The organism is Halobacillus sp. B23F22_1, from assembly GCF_043497005.1.
In the GTDB taxonomy this organism is placed as follows: Bacteria; Bacillota; Bacilli; order Bacillales; family Halobacillaceae; genus Halobacillus_A.
The window spans coordinates 796,341-817,416 of the sequence record NZ_JBIEKE010000001.1; the positions used below are offsets into that span (position 1 = coordinate 796,341).

The window sequence follows — 21,076 nt, forward strand, 5'->3', positions numbered from 1 at the left end:
GGAGTTTACATGGATCACACACCTTACATCGAAATTGATGAAAAAATTTTACTGAAAAACATTAGAAACATGAGCCAATTAGCCAAAGAAAATGGGGTGAATTTAAGACCTCACATTAAAACACACAAAATCCCACGTATCGCTAAATTGCAATTAGCGGAAGGAGCGGTCGGGATTACCGTTGCCAAAATTTCAGAAGCGGAAGTGATGGCTGAGTATGGGATTGATGATATTTTCATTGCTTACCCCGTTGTCAGTGAAGCGAAAGCAGAGAAACTCTGTGCTCTTAATCAAAAGCTGTCTAATTTGATTGTGGGCGTAGACAGCATAGAAGGGGCAAAGGTTTTAAATACGTGTGCACAGAAGCATCAGCAGACCTTAAACGTGCGGTTAGAAATTGATACAGGGTTATCAAGAACAGGCGTGGGTGAGCCGTATGCCCTTGAATTAGCTGAACAAATCACCTCATTGGAGGCGCTGAATTTACAAGGAATCTTTACATTTAAAGGTCCCGTTTATAAGGGGGAAGCGACGACCGACACCGTTAAGGCAGGTGTAGAGGAAGGGGAACGGATGGCAGCCTTAGCTGCTCAGCTGAAGGAAAGCGGAATTAAAGTAGAAGACGTTAGTGTAGGCTCCACTCCAACCGCAGCTTCGGTCGCTGCAGTCGAAGGTGTAACAGAAATCCGCCCGGGCACTTACATCTTTAACGATTCGATGCAAGTGAAGTTAGGCGTAAGTGAATGGGACGATTGTGCGGCGCAGGTAGTGACTACAGTTGTCAGCCGGCCGTCTGAAGAGCGGGCGGTCATCGACGGTGGAAGTAAAACGTTTGCAACAGATGTGCAGCCCAATCACGCGCCGCTTAATTTAAAAGGATTTGGGGCTATTCAAAGCTATCCAGAAGCTGAGTTCGCCCGCATGAATGAAGAGCATGGGGTAATTTTAACCAATCATCACGAGCTGAAAATCGGCGAACAAGTCAAGGTGATCCCTAACCATATTTGCAGCACGATCAATCTTCATAACTATGTCTATTTGAAAAAAGAGAACGGTGAGTATGAAAAGGTGAAGGTCGAAGCCAGAGGAATGCTGCAGTAAGGAGGCTAAGCATGTTTGATACGTTTATTACTAATGGCAAAATCGTAGATGGTACAGGCAATCCATGGTTTTACGGAAACGTCGGCATAAAGGATGGGACAGTCGCTTACGTCGGAAATGATCGCATGCATGACGCGAAAGAAATGATCGATGCGAAGGGAAGAATGGTATCACCAGGCTTTATTGACGGCCACTGCCACTCCGACTTAATGCTTCTTGATTTCCCGGAAAGCGAGATTAAGCTTCAGCAGGGAGTCACGACAGAAGTCGTAGGAAACTGCGGGTTAGCCCCGGTTCCCGTCAATCCGCTCTATAAAGTAGATTTGCAGAGCTATGTTGAACCTGTGTTAGGAAAAGCCAATAAGGATTGGAAATGGCAGACGATCAGTGATTATTTCAATGAGCTCGATCAAAGTCTAATCTCAGAAAATGTGGCTTCCTATGTCGCTCATGGTTCATTGCGCATTGCGGTAATGGGTTTTGAGAACAGACCGCCAACTAAAGAAGAAATGGAAGAGATGAAATACATTCTCGAACAAGGAATGAAGGCAGGAGCCATTGGTCTTTCGATCGGACTCTTGTATTCTCCCGGAAGCTACTCTACGAAAGAAGAGCTGGCCGAATTATGTCAGGTGGTCGCTAAGTATAACGGACTGTTTTCCACACACATTCGAGGCGAAGGCAACAATTTAATCCCATCTGTACAAGAAGTGATCTGGATTGCTGATCAAGCAAACGTCCCTCTTCATGTCAGTCATTTAAAAGCCGCCGGCAGAAGAAACTGGGGCAAGATCCAGGAAGCGATGGAATTAATTGAGAAGGCGAGAAGCAGAGGAATGGATGTTACCTGTGATGTGTATCCTTATTCCGCGGGGTCGACGATGCTGACCACTTTACTGCCGCCCTGGGCGTTAGAGGGAGGATTAACTTCCGTCTTAGAAAGATTAAAAAATCCTCGCACGAGAGAAGAAATAAAACAGGAACTCAGCGAAGAACAAGAGGAGTGGGATAACCTTGTGGCTTCCACAGGGTGGGAGAGTGTCATTATTTCCTCCATTCATTCCTCTCAGCTTAAGAAATATGAAGGCAGCTCCGTAGCCTCTATCAGCAAAGAAAATGGCAAAGATCCAGCAGACCAGGCTTTTGATCTATTAATAGAAGAAAACGGAAATATCGGGATTGTTTTTTTCCATATGGATGAACAAGACGTTAAGCATGTCATGCAATACCAGAATGCTTTAATCGCATCCGACAGTTTAACGTGCTACACAGGAAAACCCCATCCGCGGCTTTACGGGACGTTTCCGCGAGTTTTTTCTAAATATGTAAAACAAGAAAACATCCTTACGATAGAAGATGCCGTCAGAAAAATGACTTCTTTTCCAGCTAAAAGGTTCGGACTTGGCAAACGCGGCCTTTTAACGGAAGGATACGCCGCCGACGTGGTGATCTTTGATTGCAATGAAATCGAAGATAAAGCTACTTATGGCGACCCGAAAAATTATCCTGAAGGCATTGAATATGTATTTGTAAACGGAAAACTGACGACGAAAGACAAGCAGCATACTTCCGAAACATGCGGCTGCTTTATTAATTCTGCATCCCAAACTATGCTTACGAGGTGATCGAAAAATGTTAAACGTAAAAGAAAAAATCAACGAATTAGGCATTCACATTCCAGAAGCACCAAAGCCGGGAGCCGTATACGTACCCGCTAAAACAGTCGGCAGCCTAGTATACACCTCCGGCCAGGACTGCCGCGTCAACGGCACCCTGCTGTATGAAGGAAAACTAGGAAGTGACCTGACTGTGGAACAAGGATACGAAGCGGCCCGCCAGACAATGATTAACTGCCTGGCCGTCCTGCAGGCAGAGATCGGTGATTTAAGCCGAATCAAGCAGGTCGTCAAGCTGTTGGCCTTTGTGAATTCAGCACCCGGGTTTGTCGAACAACCGTACGTTATTAATGGAGCGTCTGAATTGTTAGAAGAAATCTTTGGAGAAAAAGGAGAGCATGCCCGCTCGGCGATTGCATCGAATGAGCTGCCGTTTAATACGCCGGTTGAGATTGAGATGATTGTTGAGATTGAATAGTAGTGGTAAAAAGCAGCTGCGGCTGGCTTCAGCTTGTGGAGAAACCCCTGTTTCTCCACAAGCTTTTTTCTTGCCGCCAGGAGGGAAAGCCCCTCCCCTTTCCGCGGACGAGCGCCCGAGCTTCCTCGCGAAACCCCCGCTCGGCGATCTCGGCTCCCTCGTTCTTCCGCAGGAGTGGAAGGGGCGTCGCTCCTTGGGATTTCTTTAAGATAGATTAAGACTCTCCTTCACCTAGCTCACCCTGCCTAGAAATGAACGCGGTGAAAAAGACTGTCTTTTTTCGTGATAAAAACGCGATTGATACGACATAAAAATAGAGTATTCTAAATTTTTTAAAAAAACACTACCATACAAGTATACTAACATGTTAGTATGGTAGTTGTACGAGGGAGGATGTTGAAATATGCTGAAACATAGTTTGGATAAGAGAATCGGTTTTTCAACAAGAAATCAAGTATACAGCTGGCTGAGGGAGAACATCATTTCATTAGAACTGGCACCAGGGAGAAGTATTTCTGAAAAAGAAATATCAGAAATGCTGCAAGTCAGTCGAACACCTGTCAGGGAAGCTTTTATGAAGTTAGCTCAAGAAGAATTATTAGAAGTGTATCCACAAAGGGGTACTTTCGTGTCCTTAATCGATTTAAAACATGTGGAAGAAGTTCGGTTTATTCGCGAACATTTAGAAAGAGCTGCGGTTCGTGTTGCCTGTGAAGTGCTGTCGAAGGAGAACCTGCTTCAATTGAAAGACAACTTGGCAAAGCAGAAGCAAAGTGTGGAAGAAAAGAACTATACAAAATTATTTGAATTAGATGAAGAGTTTCACTACACGATTGCTGTTGGCAGTGAAAAAGAGAGAATTTGGTCCGTAATCCAGCAAATGAATGCTCATCTAAATCGAATTAGAGTATTGAGTCTGGCCGCTCATTATAATTGGGAATTGATTTTAGAACAACACGAAACGATTATTTATGCCATTGAAACCAGAAACCCGGATTTAGCCGATCAGCTCATGGAGGAACATCTGAAGAAACTTACCTTTGAACAAGAAAGCCTGACGAGTGAATATATGAAATATTTCAAGTAATTTTTTTTAATCCTTTGTGAAAGCGCTTTATATAAAGCGATAAGTTATAAAAAAATCTTCAAGGAGGCGTACGTATGTTAATGAAAAAGTTAATCAGTGTGTTGATGATAGGTGGACTCTTAATTGTAAGTGCTTGTAGTGACGGATCCAGTGCTGACGGGGAGGATGGAAACGAGGAAGCCACTTATAAGTTGAAAGTGGGAACGGCTCTTACGGAATCTGATCCGATTTATCAGGGAATCGAAGAATTTGAAAAAAATGTGGAAGAACAGACAAATGGGGATGTAGATATTGAGATCATGGGGAGCGGTTCTTTAGGAGAGGACTCCGATATCCTTGAACAAGCTAAAGCTGGGGCTAACGTAGCAGTGCTTGTTGATTCAGGGCGGCTGGCCGAATTAGTGCCAGAGATGGGAATTCTTTCTGCCCCTTATATTGTAGATAATTACGATGAGGCCAATACAGTGGTCCAATCGGATCTATTTAAAGACTTGGAAGAAAAGTTAGTGGAGCAAGAAAGTTTGGACATTCTTTCTTTTAATTGGTATCAAGGTGACCGCCATATTCTTTCTAACAAAAAGGTAGAGAAACCGGAAGATTTAAAAGGGCTTAAGCTGCGTACGCCAGAAGCGCCAGTCTGGCTGGAGTCTATTAAAGCTATGGGAGGAAGTCCGACTGGAATGGCCTGGTCAGAAGTGTACCCTGGAATTTCTCAAGGGGTAATTGATGGTGCTGAAGCCCAGCTTCCAGCAGTTTATGGAGCTAACCTTTACGAAGTGGTTGATCATATTTCAAAAACAAGCCACTTCCAGTTGATTACAGGTATTGTCGCGGGAGCTGACTGGATGGCTACGCTTCCTGAAGATTACCAGGATATTATTTATGAAGAAGCTGCTAAGGCAGGGGAAGAAGCTTCCTATAATACAGAAGAATCACTAGAAGAATTTGAACAGGATATTAAAGATGAAGGTGTAGAGATTCATGAAGTAGATAAAGATTTGTTTAAAGAGCAGACCGAATCCGTCTACCAAAAATTTGAGGGGTACGAAGATTTGAGAGAAGAGATTAACAAAATCCTAGAAAAGTAGTGAGTGATCTTTATGATTAAAAAGATTTCCAGCCTTTACGTAAATATAGAAGAGTTTATAACTAACTTATTAATGATAGGTGTCGTGTTCTTCGTATTTATTGCAGCACTCATGAGATGGGCGGGGTCGCCTATTTCATGGTCTGTTGAGTTCGCTACCCTGCTGTTTGTATGGGTGATTTTCTTAGGTGCTAATCGGGCATTGAGAGAAGGCAGACACATTGGTGTGGATTTTTTCACTAACAAATTGCCTGAGAAAATCAGAATCAGCATTGAAATCCTGGTGCTTCTTCTTATGTCTGCTTTTCTCCTTTTCCTTATTTATTTCGGATGGGAATTAAGTGTTCAGAACTCCTCAAGAACTATCGGAAACCTTGGCATTAGTAATTTCTACGTTACAGTGTCTATTCCAGTTGCAAGCTTTCTTATGGTAATCAGCATTATTTTCAAACTAAAAGATAAAGTAATTTCTTTAGGTTCAGAGAGCTAGAGAGAGGGGGGATTAGATGCTTGTTGTCACCATACTATTTTTTGCTTTGCTTTTCTTAAATATGCCGGTGGCCTTTGCTATCGGGATTTCAAGCGTAACTTTTTTCTTTTTTGAACCGGGTCTGCCGGTGGAGATATCTACGCAGCGAATGATTGCAGGGACACAATCTTTCCCACTATTAGCCGTCCCCTTCTTCATTCTTGCAGGTAATTTAATGAATGCTTCTGGGATTACAAAACGTTTAATGGCTTTTGCCCAGGCCCTTACAGGACACTTAGTAGGAAGCCTTGCCCATGTGTCTATCGTTCTGAGTACCGTGATGGGTGGTGTCTCAGGTTCAGCAAACGCTGATGCTGCCATGCAAAGTAGGATCCTTGGTCCGCAAATGATGGCCAGGGGCTATTCAGGAGGATATACAGTAGGGGTGATTGCGTTAAGTTCATTAATAACGGCAACGATTCCTCCGAGCATTGGGCTGATTCTGTATGGATATGTAGGAGAAGTCTCGATTGGGGAATTATTTCTTGCTGGGATTATCCCAGGGATATTAATGATGGCTCTACTCATGGTGGCGGCTTATATTATAGCTAAAAAAAGAGGTTATGATCAGGAACAAGTAATGAAAAGAGCCTCCTTCAAAGAAGTCTTAACCACCTTCCGTAAGAGCTTTTGGGCTTTATTATTTCCAGTCATATTAGTGGTCGGCATTCGTCTTGGTGTCTTTACCCCTTCAGAAGCTGGAGCTTTTGCTGTGGTTTATGCTTTAATTATCGGTTTCCTCGTGTACAGGGAGCTGGACTGGAAATCTTTTAAACAAGCTGTCGGCCAATCCGTCACGGACAATGCGATTATTTTATTAATCATTTCTACATCTTCTATTTTAGGATTTTTAATTACTTATGATCGCTTGCCGCAGAGTACGGCTGAATTTCTATTAGGAGTGACAAGCAGCCCCAGTTTATTACTCATTTTAATTTTAATATTTCTTATCTTTGCCGGGATGTTTATTGAATCTACTGTACTGGTGCTTCTCTTGACTCCGATCTTTCTGCCTATTATTACCCAGATAGGTGTGGATCCAGTCCATTTTGGAATTTTAATGATGACGATTGTAACGTTTGGGGGAATGACCCCTCCTGTCGGTGTAACGATGTACACGGTATGTTCACTTACTAATGTATCTATTGAAGATTATGTGAAAGAATCATTTCCTTTTATAATATGTATCTTTATATTGATAGGATTACTCACATTTGTACCAGAAATATCAATGTTTTTACCAAATTTATTCTAACTTGAAGAGGTGAGGAAGTGAATTCATTTAAAGGGAAAGTTGTATGGATTACGGGCAGCAGCACCGGTATTGGCAGAGCCATTGCGCTTGCTTTCGCTGAACATGAAGCCAGTGTGGTCGTTCACGGAAACTCTAACATCAAACAAGCTGAAGTGACGAAAAAAATGGTAGAAGAAAAAGGAGTTTCCGCGCTGCTCGTTGCTGGAGACGTAACGGATAGAGAATCTGTCAGTAAGATGGTAGCGGAAATTCAAGAGCATTTTGGAAGATTAGATGTATTGATTAATAATGCCGGCACTATGGTCACGCGTTCAAAAATAGAAGACTTAGAAGAGGAAGACTGGAGGAATATAATAGATATTAATCTACATTCTGTCTTTCACGTTACGCAAGCCTCATTGCCTTTGCTGAAGAGCCAGAAGGAAGCTAGTATCATAAATATGTCTTCCCTTGCTGCTAGAAATGGAGGAGGGGGAGGTGCTGTGGCCTATGCTTCTGCTAAGGGAGCCGTTAGCACATTTACCAGAGGGCTCGCTAAAGAATTAGTAGATGACAATATCAGGGTCAATGGAATTGCACCTGGAATTATCTCCACGCCTTTTCATGACCGTTACACTTCTACTGATGTAAGAGAGAAAATGGCCGGCCAGGTACCTCTCGGCCGTGAAGGAACGCCAGAGGAAGTAGCAGGTGCGGCCTTATATTTAGCGTCTTCTCTTGCTAGTTATGTGACTGGCGAAATCATTGAAGTTAATGGCGGGCTTCTAATGGATTAAAGAATAGTTTTTGAACACTTGGAAAGGAGGGCTCCCCATGAAACCCTTCATGGATGAAAATTTTCTACTAGAAACAGAAACAGCTAAAGTACTATATCATGAGTATGCGAAGGATATGCCGATCTTTGATTATCATTGTCACCTTTCGGCAAAAGAGATAGCAGAGAATAAATCATTTTCTAACCTAACAGAAGTTTGGCTGGATGGAGACCATTACAAATGGAGAGCTCTAAGAACCATGGGAATAGATGAGGAGTTCATTACCGGTGATGCTGATGAAAAAGCTAAGTTTTATAAGTGGGCTGAAACGATACCTTATGCTATAGGAAATCCTTTGTATCACTGGACCCATTTAGAATTACAGCGTTATTTTAACATCCATACCCCTTTAAGCCCCGCGACAGCGGAGGAGATTTGGAAAGAGAGCAATAAATTATTAAGCACAGAAGATTTTACACCTCAACAACTAATCAAGCGTTCAAATGTTCATGGTCTTTGTACAACAGACGATCCACTGGATGATCTAAGGTACCATAGAGAGCTCAAGGAAAATGAAAGCTTTAAAGCAATGGTGCTGCCCACATTCCGGCCGGATGGAGCTCTTAATATTGAGAATGCTTCCTTTGTACAATGGATCGAAAAACTGCAGGAATTGACCGGACTCCCAATCAATTCCTATGAGAATTTCATTAACGGCTTAGAAGTAAGAGTGGACTACTTTCATGAACAGGGGTGTCGATTAGCTGATCACGGATTAGACTCTAATTTTTATATGAAAGCCAGCATGCAGGAAGTAAATGAAATTTTTACTAAAGGGAGACGAAGAGAGTCGTTAACTGAAGAAGAAGTTATTAAGTTTAAAACAGCCGTCCTTCAGTCATTAGGCAGACTATACGCTAAAGAAGGATGGGCCATGCAGCTTCATATAGGCGGATTGCGTAACAATAATACGAAAAAGTTGAAGCAAGTCGGTGCAAATGCAGGGTTCGATTCAATTGCCGACTTTGCCTATGCGGAGGATTTATCTTCCCTCCTTGACTCATTAGATTATACAGATTCTCTTCCGAAGACGATTGTTTACAATTTAAATCCGCGGGATAATTACATGATCGCTTCGATGATCGGAAATTTCCAGGGTGAAATTCCAGGAAAAGTTCAATTTGGAAGTGGATGGTGGTTTAATGACCAGCGGGATGGAATGGTTGAACAACTAAAAGCTTTAGCAAATTGCGGTCTATTGCCCGCATTTGTTGGAATGCTCACAGATTCACGAAGCCTCCTCTCCTTTACGAGGCATGAATATTTTCGAAGGATTCTATGTAATGTGATTGGCAATTGGGTGGAAAATGGAGAATACCCTTTAGACCATTCCATGCTTAAGAAGATGGTAGAAGATATTTGTTTTAACAATATTATGGAATATTTGCAAATCAAACGGGGTGACGATTAATGGAAATGGTTTTTAGATGGTTCGGAGAGGATAACGACCATATCCCTCTTTCGCACATCAAACAAATCCCTGGGGTGAAAGGGATTGTATGGGCCCTGCATCACATACCAGCGGGCGAAAAGTGGACGTTACATGAAATTGAAAAAGTAAAAAAATCGGTGGAGTCCTCTGGTTTCAATATAGACGTTGTTGAGAGTGTGAACGTGCATGAAGACATTAAATTAGGACGTTCCACAAGAGATTATTATATTGAAAATTATAAACAAACGATGAAGAACTTAGCAGAAGCCGGCGTGAAAGTAATCTGTTATAACTTCATGCCTGTTTTTGACTGGATACGAACGGAGTTATTTAAAGAGCTTGAGGATGGATCAACAGCGTTATTTTATGAGAAGGCAAAAGTGGAAGGTATAGAACCAGATGAACTGGCTCAACAAATTTTAAAAGAAAAAAGCTTTACATTACCTGGCTGGGAACCAGAAAGATTAGCCAAGCTGTCAGAGCTGTTTGACGCCTATCAGGAAGTTACCGAAGAGATGATTTGGAGTCATTTAAAATATTTTCTAGATGAAATCATCCCACTAGCCGAACAGTTGGATATTCGCATGGCGATCCATCCGGACGATCCACCTTGGTCTGTCTTTGGACTGCCTAGAATCATTACGAATGAAAGGAATATTAGTCGATTTCTTAACCTGGTGGACAGTCCAAATAATGGGCTTACGTTATGTAGTGGTTCACTAGGAGCAAACGGGGAAAATGACATCCCCTCTATGATTCACAAATTCGGGCCGCGCATTCATTTTGCTCATATCCGTAATTTAAAACGTTATGACAATGGAGATTTTGTAGAAACCTCTCATCGGACGGAAGATGGTTCTCTAGACATTTATGAAATTGTAAAAGCTTATCGTAAACAAGGATTCACCGGTTATGTAAGGCCGGATCATGGCCGGCACATTTGGGATGAAACCTGCAGGCCTGGATATGGTTTGTACGATCGAGCACTAGGAATTATGTACATTCAAGGAATCTGGGATTCTCTTGTGAGAATGGAAAAGGAGAGTCAATATGCTGCCATTAAATGAAAATTTAAAAGGAAAAGTAGTCGTAATCACAGGAGGGAGCGGCGTGCTATGTGGAGCAATGGCCAGAGAACTGGGCCGGCAGGGTGCTAAAGTCGCTATTCTCAATAGAACTGTGGAAAAAGGAAGAGAAGTTGAAGAAGATATACGCAAGGAGGGGGGAGAGGCACTCGCCATCTCCTGTGATGTATTGGATCTTGATAAGGTGAAAAGTGCAAAAGCTGAAGTCAATGAAAAGCTGGGGCCCTGCCAAATTTTAATCAATGGAGCTGGAGGGAACCACCCTGAAGGGATTACTACTGAGGAAACTTATCAGCGGAAAGAAGCAGAGGATGAGTGTAAGAGCTTCTTTGATTTAACGAAAGAAGGCTTTGGGTTTGTATTTGATTTGAACATACTAGGGACTCTTATTCCTTCACAAGAATTTATGAAAGACATGGTCGATGGATCCGGAGGCACTGTTATTAATATGTCCTCCATGAGCGCTCCTTCTCCCATGACTAAAGTGCCTGCCTATAGCGCAGCGAAAGCAGGGATTGAAAACCTGACGCAGTGGTTAGCTGTCCATTTTGCCGACTCTGGAATTCGCGTCAATGCTATTGCGCCAGGATTTTTCTTAACCGAACAGAACCGGAATTTACTGCTGGATAGCGAGGGGGAGTTAACAGAAAGATCCCAAAAAATCATCAGCCATACCCCGATGAACAGATTTGGCAAGCCGGAAGATTTACTAGGTACGTTGTTGTGGCTCGCAGATGACAGCATGTCTGGTTTTGTGACGGGCTCTACTATTTCAGTAGATGGTGGTTTTCTAGCGTATTCAGGAGTTTGACAAAGAAGGGTACCAGGTACCGAAAGTGTGAATTTCGGTACCTGGTACCCGGTGAGGGAAGCGGAGTATTTTGACGGAGCTTTTTAATACAAATAATCCGAACTGATTTCAATAGAATCGTTCGGATTATTTTATGCTTTATTCAGTTTTGTCCCATCTTCATAAGTGCTCAATCAACGCTCCCGAACATATTTCAAAAAGCCGATAAAAATAAGCACCGAGCCCGCAATATTACACAGCACTCTGAACCCATGAACAGCGAGAAACTCCCGCGCCGTCTTCGTTAAGAACTCCACACTATGAACACTTACACCTTCAATAAACATGATCTCATTTCGCGGCCATTCAAAGATCATTGATGCCGCTCCCTCAAGAACGATCATCAGCATACTTGCGAGCACCCACCACTTCACCCGCTTATAACGCCACGCCAGTACAACGGCGGCAATTCCTGTTAAAATACTGAAGAACCCAAGCGGCGGGAAGTACGTGTTCGGCGCTGCGACGGCCATGAATTCCATGCCGGTTTCAAAGGAATGCGGGATGTCGTGAAATATATTCGGGTACACCATAAAGGTCTGCAATAAAATACTTCCGAGCATAATGAGCTGAATCCATAAGTGTCCGGCGATAAAGATAAACGTCATTTTCTCTCTCATTGGTTTTTCCTCCTTAGTTGATTGCTTTTTTTAATACGACAGCGATTACGCCGGCAGCTGTTCCCCAGATTGCATTGGTGACAAGGACACTGACGATCCCAAACGGATGAGTCAGCGGTCCCTGCAGTTCTCCAGTAACAATTGGTGACATGACTGCACTGATGACGATCGCAAATATGCCGTAGGCCACTCCTGCATAAAACAGCGTGCTCACTGGCCGGGATACGTTTTTCCATAAAACGGCTGCGATCCAGACGATGGTGATCACAAGGGTTACGGCTAGACTGGCGGCCGGCTGCCCGATGAGGGCGAGTATACCGAGACTGCTGAGCAGCGGGCGGATGAGCGCGACGGCGCCCAGTCCTAAAATTAATTTCCATGATAAGTGCATTGTGCTTCACTCCTTTGCTGTCTCTATCATAGAGAGCCTTTCTAAATAAACGCTTGCTGAATTCTTAACGATGTATTAAATCTCTGCGCTCGTTGTTAAGAATTTCTTAAGATTTATCGGTTAGAATGGTAGAGAGAAATGATAGGGAAAGAAGGTGAATGACTGTGTCGATTCGAAAACGGCTGCTTTTATCCAATCTCGGCATGATTGTGCTGCCGATCATTGGGCTGCTGGTGATGGAAATTTTATTAGGTCTTTTGATGTTCCGCGTCTTCGATTTGGACGTCGAAAGCAGAATAGAAACGTTTACGCAGATCCGTTTTATCGGAATCATTATCATCCTCATCGTGACCAACGGCCTGTTAACGTACTATGTGGCCAAAACGATCATTAAACCGGTGCGGGAGCTTTCAAGTGCAGCGAAAAGAATTGCCGATGGGGAGCTTGATTTTCAAATAAAACCTGAACGCCGGGATGAACTCGGGGAGCTGGCGGAAAGCTTTGAAACGATGAGGAGAAAGCTGCAGGAAGCGGAAGAACTGCATCACAAATATGAAGAAAGCCGCAAAGAACTGATCGCCAGCATATCGCATGATTTGAAAACACCGATTACTTCTATAAAAGGCTACGTAGAAGGGATTGTTGACGGTGTCGCTGATACGCCGGAGAAGCTTCAGCGCTACGCGACTACCGTTTATAAAAAGGCTGACGAAATGGATCACCTGATCGATGAGCTGTTTTTATATTCCAAGCTTGACGTGCAGCGCGTGCCGTTTCATTATGAAAAAGTCGATTTGTACGCTTATTTTCTGGACTACTTAGAAGAGGTGGAGCTCAGTGCGGATGTGGAAGTCGAGCTGCAGGCGGAAGAGAAGCGGAGCTTTTTTGTAAAAGCGGACCGGGAGCAGCTGAACCGCGTCGTCACGAATTTGATCAAAAACAGTTTGAAGCATATGGACAAGGAAGATAAGCTTCTGCAGGTTACGCTTCAAGAAAGCGGAGGCAGGATTGAAATCACTATACAAGATAACGGACAGGGCATATCTAAAGCTCACCTGCCGCACATTTTTGAACAGTTTTATCAGGCTGATGCTGCGCGCGGTAAAGCGAACGGCTCAGGTCTCGGCCTTGCGATTGTGAAAAAAATTGTCGAAGAGCATGGCGGCGACGTCACTGCCGATAGTGAAGAAGGAAAAGGTACAACGATTACCTTTTCCCTGGAGAAATGGGAGGAGGAAGCAAATGAAGCGGATCTTAGTCATTGAAGATGAGCGGGAAATTGCCGAGCTTGAACGCGATTACTTAGAAATAAACGGATATGCCGTCGATATCGAAGGAGATGGAGAAAAGGGTCTGCAAAAAGCACTGCAGGAAGATTACGACCTCCTTCTGCTGGATCTAATGCTGCCGGGAGTGAGTGGATTTGAGATTTGTAAAAAGGTAAGAAAAGAAAAAGAAGTGCCGATTCTCATGATCACTGCCAAGACGAGCGATATTGATAAAGTACGAGGTCTCGGCCTTGGAGCCGATGATTATATCGTCAAACCTTTCAGCCCGAATGAACTCGTCGCCCGCGTGAAGGCCCACCTTACCAGATATCAGCGGCTCGTCGGCAAGGAAGACGACAAAGATATTACAGTGCGAGGTCTGCACATCGACAGCGCCTCCCGACGGGTTTTCGTTAATGGAGAAGAAAAAACGCTGACCGCCCGGGAGTTTGACCTGCTTGAGTTCATGGCGCTTCATCCCAATCAAGTGTTCAGTAAAGATGACTTGATGGAGCGGATCTGGGGGCTTGATGCGCTGGGTGATAGTACGACGGTGACCGTTCATGTCAGAAGGATCCGGGAGAAAATAGAAGAGGATGCCTCAAAGCCGGCTTACATTGAAACGATCTGGGGTGTGGGGTACCGGTTTTTGAAATAACGGACGTTGTAATCTAGAAGATTATGATATAATCCAAATCACATGACGGCATTTTGGAGGGATACACATGGCAAAGAAAGAAGCAACGACTGTTCAATCCGTGGACAGAGCTTTACACATCTTAAGTATTTTAAAGGATTTTCCTAAAGGCTTAGGGGTAACGGAGCTTTCCTATCGTTTAGACGTATCAAAAAGTACGATTCACCGTCTTCTCAGTTCCTTATTACAGCAGGGTTTCGTCAAACAGGATCATGAGAATGAAAGGTATCTGCTCGGGTTAAAATTGATTGAGCTTGGCGAAGTCGCTTCAAGTCACTTAAATATCCGGCAGATTGCTGCTCCGTACCTCAATCAATTAGCGGAGATCACGGGAGAAACGGTTCACCTTGTCGTAATGGATAATTTAGAGATCGTGTATATTGATAAAACAGAGTCGGAAGCGACGATACGTATGTTTTCCCGGATTGGAAAGCGGGCTCCTATGCACTGCACGGGCGTTGGGAAAGCCATTTTAGCCTTTTTACCACAGGAAAAAATCGAAGAAGTTTTAACAGAACGTCCGATGACGAAATTTACGGAACATACGATTACGGACCAAGACTCAATGAACAAGCACTTGGAGGAAATTAGAACGCGAGGGGTTTCTTTCGACCTGGAGGAACATGAAGAGGGTATTAAATGTGCGGCTGCTCCTGTTTTTAATTATAAAGGTGAAGTGGTCGGAGGAATTAGTGTCGCGGGACCAATGATGAGAGTGAATGAAGAGAAGCTTGCGTTCTTTTCCGAAGAAGTGTTAAAAGCTTCAAAACGAATCTCTGAGGCTTTAGGATTATAAAAAAACATTGACAGCGTTTTCAAGTAGCGTTATGATTTCAACAAGTATTGAAAAGCTGTTCTTATTTTTTTAAGGCATTATTGGAACAGTGTTCCTTAATAAGGAACATAAGGAGGTTTTCGAATGATGAAGACGATGGATCGGATCAACGAGGAAAAGATTGTCGCTATTATAAGGCTTGAGAGTACAGAACATGTAGAGAGTCTGGTCGAAAGTTTGTATGAAGGTGGAATTCGAGTGGTTGAGGTCACGCTTAACACGCCGGGCGCTTTAGAAATCATCTCAAAATTAAAAGCACACAGGAGTGATTTACTCGTCGGAGCAGGAACGGTGCTTGATAAGGAAAGTGCGCGTGCGGCGATTATGGCAGGAGCTGATTTTCTCCTGGCCCCCACTTTAAGTAAAGCAACGATTGAAATGGGGAATCGCTATGGCATTCCGGTGGTTCCGGGTGTTATGACACCAACGGAAGCCTTAACCGCTTACGAATATGGAGCGCAGCAGGTCAAAGTATTTCCGGTTCGCTCCGTTGGGAAGAATTTTGCCAAGGATGTAAAAGGTCCGCTGCCATTTGTTGACGTGATGGCCGTTGGAGGAGTGGGGCTCGATAACGTGGCCGACTACCTCAGCTCTAACTGGCAGTCTGTTGGAATCGGAAGCTCACTCGTCAGCAGTCAACTGATTGAGGAAGGCAATTTTCAAGAAATAACTGCAAGAGCCGAGCAATTCATTAAGATCAGAGATGAAGTCATTAATTCATAAGGGAATGTGGTGAGAAGTTGATTATATTAATCGATTCAGGAACAACGAATTCAAGAATTCGATTAGTTCAAGAAAAAGATAAACAGATCGTCGATGTTATAAAATTAAAAGTCGGTGTGAGAAATACGGCGATTGATGGCAGTAACAACAAGTTAAAACAGGATTTAGCGAAAGGCATTCAGCAGCTGCTCAACCAACATTCACTGACGAAACGCGATATCAAATACATAGTTGCTGCTGGTATGATCACGTCTAATCTAGGGTTGCATGAAGTTCCTCACATTCCTTCACCCGCAAGGATCGAGGATTTCATTGGCGGCGTTCAAGTGGTAGAAGCTGAAGAGTTTCTAAACATTCCATGTTTGTACGTCCCTGGTATGAAGAACAATGTGTCTGCTTCATTAGATGATATAAGTGTGATTAATCAATACGACGTCATGAGAGGGGAGGAAGTAGAAACCATCGGCTTGCTGACCCAGGCAAAACCTCAAGGCAAAGGGCTGATGGTACTGCCGGGATCGCATACGAAATTCGTTTTAGTGGGAGAGCAGCAGGAGTTGTTAAGCTGCCGCTCTACACTCGGAGGAGAAATGCTTCAGGCTGTTCGAGATCAAACAATTATCTCGGATTCACTCCATGAAAACCTCGTAGAAGAAGTAAATCCAGACTATTTGATTAAAGGATATTTGGCCGCTCGCAAAGTCGGGGTGACAAGGAGCTTATATCATATCCGGCTGCTGCAGTTGTTCTCAGAACTGACGGCGGATGAACGTGCCAATTACTATGCCGGCGCCATTCTTTATTATGATATGGAAGCCTTGCAGCAAATGCTGGAGGAAGAACAGGTGGAATGGATTATGATTGGCGGATCCAATCCGTTACGAAAGATTTTTTACCATCTCCTCAATTATGTAAATGAACCCGCTCACTTGATCACGGCAGATGATGAACAAGTGGAGATGGCTGCTGTTTATGGAACGTTGGAAGTCGGTCAGTCTTATTTCGAAAACTATATAAAAAATGAAAGCGTTTAAAATATGAGGAGGGCAAAAATGAACTATTTCAGTAAATATTTTTTCGTCATTTGTTTAGGAACGTTGTTACTCTTAGCCGGTTGTAGTGGAGAGGAAAGTTCATCTGGTGATAGCGAAGATGCTTCTTCATTTCCTGAGAAGCCAGTTACTTTAATTGTGCCTTCTGCGGCTGGCGGGGGCACGGATTCCACAGCTAGAGCCCTGGCTGATGCGACCGAAGAACATTTAGGTGAATCGATCGGGGTAGAAAACAAAGAAGGCGGCAGCGGTGCCACAGGAATGACTGAAGGAGCCAATGCAGCGCCTGATGGTTATACCGTCAGTATGGTGTTTGTTGAGCTTACGATGTTGAAGCACTTAGGCGTCTCTAATATATCAAGTGACCAGTTTAAACCACTCGGTCTTGTGAACCTTGATCCTGCCGCTCTTACCGTTCCGGCAGATGCCCCTTATGACACTATTGAAGAATTCATAGAGTATGCTGAGGAACACCCGGGTGAAGTACAAGTAGGAAATGCAGGGGCAGGTTCGATCTGGCATATTGCAGCGGAAAGTTTCGCTAAAGAAACAGGAATTGAACTGAACCACGTTCCTTTTGAAGGTGCTGCTCCAGCAGTTACTTCTCTTATGGGCGGACATATCGATGCGGTTACCGTCAGCCCGGCAGAAGTATTGCCGCAGGTGGAATCAGGTGACTTAAAAACATTAGGGGTTATGTCTGAAGACCGCTCCGATATCATGCCGGATGTACCGACATTTGAAGAAGAAGGTGTAGACGCTACTCCTGTTGGAACTTGGAGAGGTTTAGTCGTTCCTCAAGACACGCCGGATGAAGTAGCAGACAAGCTTGAAGAAGCTTTCCTTAAGGGAGCTGAAGAGGATGAGTTCACTGAATTTATGGATAGCAACGGGCTCGGTCTGGAAATTAAAGATTCTGAGGAATTCGAGCAATTTATGCAAACAGAAAGTGATTTTTATGGAGACATCATTTCTGATCTAGATCTTGGTAATAACGAATAGGTGGAGACTTACGATAAAGGAGATTATCTATGAATCGTCCAAATCTATGGATTGGCGTTATTTTACTCATAGGCTGTTCGATTTACTTCTACGAAACTATGAGTTTTCCCTCATCTGAACTTCAGATGACGAGTGCTGCGTTTATCCCAAGAGTGTATTGTCTATTAATGTTTATTTTCAGTGCTTTTCTTATGGCCGGCAGCTTTAAAGGAGAAGAGAAAGAGGGAGAGAGTAAACCCTCTTTCCTCTACTCCATAATTGCGATAGGTTTGACGAGTATTTATATCATTTCGATTCCGTTTATCGGTTTTTACGTAGCTACTCTACTATTCATCGTAGGCTTATTGTTCTATGCCAAAGTAAGAAGCTGGATTATTTTATCGAGCGTTCCAATAGGCACGCTGTTGTTTATCTATGTGTTCTTTGTCCAGACGTTAAATGTAACTTTGCCCACTGGGACTATATTTTAATAGAGAAAGGGGGGAACTCATATGTTACTGGAAGGTTTAATGAACGCCCTGCAATGGCAGGTCGTCCTTATGATTTTAATTGGTTCAGCGATCGGGATTTCGATAGGATCCTTGCCGGGTTTAACCGCCGTTATGGGTGTGGCTCTTATTTTACCCGTTACCTTTGGAATGGACCCGGTTGCCGGCATTCTTTTATTAATCGGGGTTTATTTTGGAGCCGTTTATGGCGGTTCGTTAACAGCGATCCTCATTAATACGCCTGGAACTCCTTCTTCAGCTGCCACTGCCATTGATGGATATGCACTGACCCAGAAAGGAAAGGCTCATAAAGCTTTAACCATTTCCACCCTCTCATCTACAATTGGCGGGATATTAAGTGTCATTGTCCTGATTTTGATCGCTCCGCAAATGGCAGCGTTTGCTCTGAAGTTTAGTGCTCCGGAATCCTTTGCATTAGCTGTATTCGGCCTGTCGATCATCTCAAGTATTGCCGGGAAAACATTGGTCAAAGGGCTGATTGCCGGGGGACTTGGCCTTATGGTCGCCACAATAGGACTGGATCCTGTTGGCGGTTTTGCCCGGTTCACCGGAGGAAATGAGAACTTAATAAATGGAGTGGACCTCGTTCCTGTCATGATCGGATTGTTTGCAGCTTCTGAAGGCTTTACGTCGATTGGCGATTTGTTTTCAGCAAAGCGGGCAAAAGTTGTGATTGAAAAGACGAAGCTGAAGTGGGAAGAATTTAGAGTGTTAATTTTAACGATCCTACGCTCCGCTGGTATTGGAACTTTTATCGGCATGATTCCAGGAGCCGGAGGAGATATTACAGCCTTTGTGGCATACAACGAAGCGAAACGATTTTCCAAGGATAAAAGCGAATTTGGAGAGGGAGCCTTAAAAGGAGTCGCTGCCCCGGAAGCCGCTAATAACAGTGTGACAGGTGGAGCAATGATTCCGCTTCTCACGTTAGGGATCCCCGGGGACGCGGTGACCGCTGTGCTGTTAGGGGCTTTGATGGTCCAAGGGATTCAGCCCGGTCCGATGCTTTTTGAAACGAACGGAACGATCGTTTACACACTGTTTGGCGGAATGCTGATCGCCAATGTCATCATTCTCATATTAGGACTTCTTGGCATCCGGCTGTTTACAAAAATTCTTCTCATTCCAAAAGCCGTACTTATGCCGATCATCCTCGTGTTATGTACCGTAGGCGCATACGCAATCAATAATAATTTTTTCGATGTGATCGTCATGCTCATTGCCGGCATCATTGGATATTTCATGAAAAGATATGAGTTCCCTGTTTCTCCTGTCATTTTAGGATTTATATTAGGGCCTATGCTTGAAAGTAATTTTAGTCGTGCCCTCGTTATGTCTCAAGGGGATTACAGCATCTTTTACACGAGACCGATTACGTTAGTACTGCTCAGCCTTGCATTCTTAACCTTGTTTGCTCCGTTGTTGAAGAAGAAAGCTGTTAAACTAAAAGAAGATTACTCTTAATAAAGGAGCCAATGTAACCATGAAAATTGTAAGCTATGAACTCTTTCAAGTACCGCCAAGATGGTTGTTTTTAAAAATTGAAACCGATGAAGGAATCACAGGATGGGGAGAGCCTGTAATTGAAGGAAGAGCCCATACCGTTAAAGCAGCAGTCGAAGAGCTGATGGAAAGTTTAATCGGTAAAGACCCCCTTCGAATCGAAGACCATTGGAACATGATGTATCGATCAGGTTTCTATCGCGGCGGTCCGATTCTAATGAGTGCCATTGCAGGAATTGATCAGGCTTTATGGGACATTAAAGGGAAATATCACAACGCCCCGGTTTATGAACTGATGGGTGGTTCATGCCGCGATTCGATTAAAGTCTACTCCTGGATTGGCGGGGACAGACCTGCAGATGTGGGTAAAGCCGCTAAGGAAGCCGTCTCTACAGGATTCTCAGCCGTTAAAATGAATGGTACTGAAGAACTGCAGTATATAGATACTTACAGCAAAATCGACCAAGCCGTAGAGAGAGTGGCCAGTGTTCGGGAAAGTGTAGGAACTGACGTCGGCATCGGCATCGACTTTCACGGCAGAGTGCATAAGCCATTGGCTAAACTGCTTGCTAAAGAGCTGGAACCTTACCGTCCGATGTTTATCGAGGAGCCTGTCCTCTCAGAAAATAATGAAGCCCTAAGAGATATTGCTGCCCACACACATATTCCCATCGCTACTGGCGAACGAATGTATTCCAGGTGGGATTTCAAGAACCTCTTATCCGAAGGGTTTGTTGATATCATTCAGCCTGACCTATCACACGCCGGAGGCATTACAGAAGTGAAAAAAATTGCATCCATGGCAGAGGCTTATGACGTAGCCATGGCCCCTCACTGCCCGCTCGGTCCGATTGCTTTAGCGGCCTGCCTGCAGGTGGACGCCACTTCCCACAATGCCTTTATTCAGGAGCAGAGCCTCGGCATCCACTATAATAAAGAAAACGACCTGCTCGATTATGTAAAAGACCGGAGCGTTTTTGATTATAAAGAAGGGCACGTCGCCTTTCCAAAAGGGCCGGGGCTCGGCATCGAAATCGATGAAGAGTATGTACGTAAGCGTGCGGAAGAAGGCCATAATTGGAAAAATCCGGTGTGGAGACATAAAGACCAAAGCATCGCTGAATGGTAAAAGGAGGAGAAC

The 21,076-nt window shown here is 43.9% G+C and carries 22 protein-coding genes; 20 read left to right on the forward strand and 2 right to left on the reverse strand.

Annotation, left to right across the window (positions count from 1 at the left end):
* Positions 1 to 9: 9 nt before the first annotated feature.
* From ACGTNH_RS04070 to ACGTNH_RS04120, 11 genes are all read left to right on the forward strand, one after another.
* Entirely contained in the window at positions 10 to 1,101 is a 1,092-nt protein-coding gene (locus tag ACGTNH_RS04070) for an alanine racemase (RefSeq protein ID WP_394585160.1), read from the forward strand.
* A gap of 11 nt (positions 1,102 to 1,112) precedes the next feature.
* Positions 1,113 to 2,726: an N-acyl-D-amino-acid deacylase family protein gene (locus ACGTNH_RS04075; protein WP_394585161.1), complete on the forward strand. Its 1,614-nt coding sequence runs from the start codon at positions 1,113 to 1,115 to the stop codon at positions 2,724 to 2,726.
* A gap of 7 nt (positions 2,727 to 2,733) precedes the next feature.
* Positions 2,734 to 3,195 carry a RidA family protein gene (locus ACGTNH_RS04080; RefSeq protein WP_394585162.1) on the forward strand — a complete coding sequence of 154 codons (462 nt, stop codon included), beginning with the start codon at positions 2,734 to 2,736 and terminating at the stop codon, positions 3,193 to 3,195.
* Positions 3,196 to 3,598: 403 nt separating this feature from the next.
* Entirely contained in the window at positions 3,599 to 4,282 is a 684-nt protein-coding gene (locus ACGTNH_RS04085; protein ID WP_394585164.1) for a GntR family transcriptional regulator, read from the forward strand.
* A 74-nt stretch (positions 4,283 to 4,356) separates the two neighbouring features.
* A complete protein-coding gene (locus tag ACGTNH_RS04090; protein WP_394585165.1) occupies positions 4,357 to 5,370 on the forward strand; it encodes a C4-dicarboxylate TRAP transporter substrate-binding protein in 1,014 nt (337 codons plus the stop codon).
* A gap of 12 nt (positions 5,371 to 5,382) precedes the next feature.
* Positions 5,383 to 5,859, forward strand: coding sequence for a TRAP transporter small permease (locus ACGTNH_RS04095; protein ID WP_394585166.1), 477 nt, complete (start codon positions 5,383 to 5,385; stop codon positions 5,857 to 5,859).
* Between the two features lie 16 nt (positions 5,860 to 5,875).
* On the forward strand, positions 5,876 to 7,153 hold the full coding sequence (locus tag ACGTNH_RS04100) for a TRAP transporter large permease (RefSeq protein ID WP_394585167.1): 1,278 nt from the start codon (positions 5,876 to 5,878) through the stop codon (positions 7,151 to 7,153).
* A gap of 17 nt (positions 7,154 to 7,170) precedes the next feature.
* Positions 7,171 to 7,929 carry an SDR family NAD(P)-dependent oxidoreductase gene (locus ACGTNH_RS04105; RefSeq protein ID WP_394585168.1) on the forward strand — a complete coding sequence of 253 codons (759 nt, stop codon included), beginning with the start codon at positions 7,171 to 7,173 and terminating at the stop codon, positions 7,927 to 7,929.
* Between the two features lie 37 nt (positions 7,930 to 7,966).
* On the forward strand, positions 7,967 to 9,379 hold the full coding sequence (uxaC, locus tag ACGTNH_RS04110) for a glucuronate isomerase (protein ID WP_394585169.1): 1,413 nt from the start codon (positions 7,967 to 7,969) through the stop codon (positions 9,377 to 9,379).
* Entirely contained in the window at positions 9,379 to 10,467 is a 1,089-nt protein-coding gene (gene uxuA, locus ACGTNH_RS04115) for a mannonate dehydratase (protein ID WP_394585170.1), read from the forward strand. Before uxaC ends, uxuA begins: the two co-directional genes overlap by 1 nt.
* On the forward strand, positions 10,451 to 11,296 hold the full coding sequence (locus ACGTNH_RS04120; protein WP_394585171.1) for an SDR family oxidoreductase: 846 nt from the start codon (positions 10,451 to 10,453) through the stop codon (positions 11,294 to 11,296). The genes uxuA and ACGTNH_RS04120 overlap by 17 nt, the downstream gene beginning before the upstream one ends.
* A 173-nt stretch (positions 11,297 to 11,469) precedes the next feature.
* Here ACGTNH_RS04120 and ACGTNH_RS04125 read toward each other — a convergent pair whose 3' ends face one another.
* On the reverse strand, positions 11,470 to 11,955 hold the full coding sequence (locus tag ACGTNH_RS04125; protein WP_394585173.1) for a hypothetical protein: 486 nt from the start codon (positions 11,953 to 11,955) through the stop codon (positions 11,470 to 11,472).
* Positions 11,956 to 11,968: 13 nt separating this feature from the next.
* Entirely contained in the window at positions 11,969 to 12,223 is a 255-nt protein-coding gene (locus ACGTNH_RS04130; RefSeq protein WP_394585174.1) for a hypothetical protein, read from the reverse strand.
* A gap of 287 nt (positions 12,224 to 12,510) precedes the next feature.
* Between ACGTNH_RS04130 and ACGTNH_RS04135 the strand changes: the two genes are divergently transcribed.
* The 9 genes from ACGTNH_RS04135 (at position 12,511) to dgoD (ending at position 21,064) form a co-directional block, all read left to right on the forward strand.
* Positions 12,511 to 13,611, forward strand: a complete 1,101-nt coding sequence (locus ACGTNH_RS04135; RefSeq protein WP_394585176.1) for a sensor histidine kinase — start codon at positions 12,511 to 12,513, stop codon at positions 13,609 to 13,611.
* The gene (locus ACGTNH_RS04140) at positions 13,589 to 14,272 is read left to right on the forward strand and encodes a response regulator transcription factor (RefSeq protein ID WP_394585178.1); all 684 of its coding nucleotides are present in this window, start codon (positions 13,589 to 13,591) and stop codon (positions 14,270 to 14,272) included. Before ACGTNH_RS04135 ends, ACGTNH_RS04140 begins: the two co-directional genes overlap by 23 nt.
* Positions 14,273 to 14,339: 67 nt before the next feature.
* Positions 14,340 to 15,107, forward strand: a complete 768-nt coding sequence (locus ACGTNH_RS04145) for an IclR family transcriptional regulator (RefSeq protein WP_394585179.1) — start codon at positions 14,340 to 14,342, stop codon at positions 15,105 to 15,107.
* A gap of 123 nt (positions 15,108 to 15,230) precedes the next feature.
* The gene (locus ACGTNH_RS04150) at positions 15,231 to 15,869 is read left to right on the forward strand and encodes a bifunctional 4-hydroxy-2-oxoglutarate aldolase/2-dehydro-3-deoxy-phosphogluconate aldolase (protein ID WP_394585180.1); all 639 of its coding nucleotides are present in this window, start codon (positions 15,231 to 15,233) and stop codon (positions 15,867 to 15,869) included.
* 17 nt (positions 15,870 to 15,886) lie between these two features.
* Positions 15,887 to 16,903, forward strand: a complete 1,017-nt coding sequence (locus tag ACGTNH_RS04155; RefSeq protein ID WP_394585182.1) for a 2-dehydro-3-deoxygalactonokinase — start codon at positions 15,887 to 15,889, stop codon at positions 16,901 to 16,903.
* A gap of 18 nt (positions 16,904 to 16,921) precedes the next feature.
* The gene (locus ACGTNH_RS04160; protein WP_394585183.1) at positions 16,922 to 17,923 is read left to right on the forward strand and encodes a tripartite tricarboxylate transporter substrate binding protein; all 1,002 of its coding nucleotides are present in this window, start codon (positions 16,922 to 16,924) and stop codon (positions 17,921 to 17,923) included.
* Between the two features lie 29 nt (positions 17,924 to 17,952).
* Entirely contained in the window at positions 17,953 to 18,393 is a 441-nt protein-coding gene (locus tag ACGTNH_RS04165) for a tripartite tricarboxylate transporter TctB family protein (RefSeq protein ID WP_394585185.1), read from the forward strand.
* A gap of 21 nt (positions 18,394 to 18,414) precedes the next feature.
* Positions 18,415 to 19,896, forward strand: coding sequence for a tripartite tricarboxylate transporter permease (locus tag ACGTNH_RS04170; RefSeq protein ID WP_394585186.1), 1,482 nt, complete (start codon positions 18,415 to 18,417; stop codon positions 19,894 to 19,896).
* A 19-nt stretch (positions 19,897 to 19,915) separates the two neighbouring features.
* Positions 19,916 to 21,064, forward strand: coding sequence for a galactonate dehydratase (gene dgoD, locus ACGTNH_RS04175; RefSeq protein ID WP_394585188.1), 1,149 nt, complete (start codon positions 19,916 to 19,918; stop codon positions 21,062 to 21,064).
* Positions 21,065 to 21,076 lie beyond the last annotated feature (12 nt).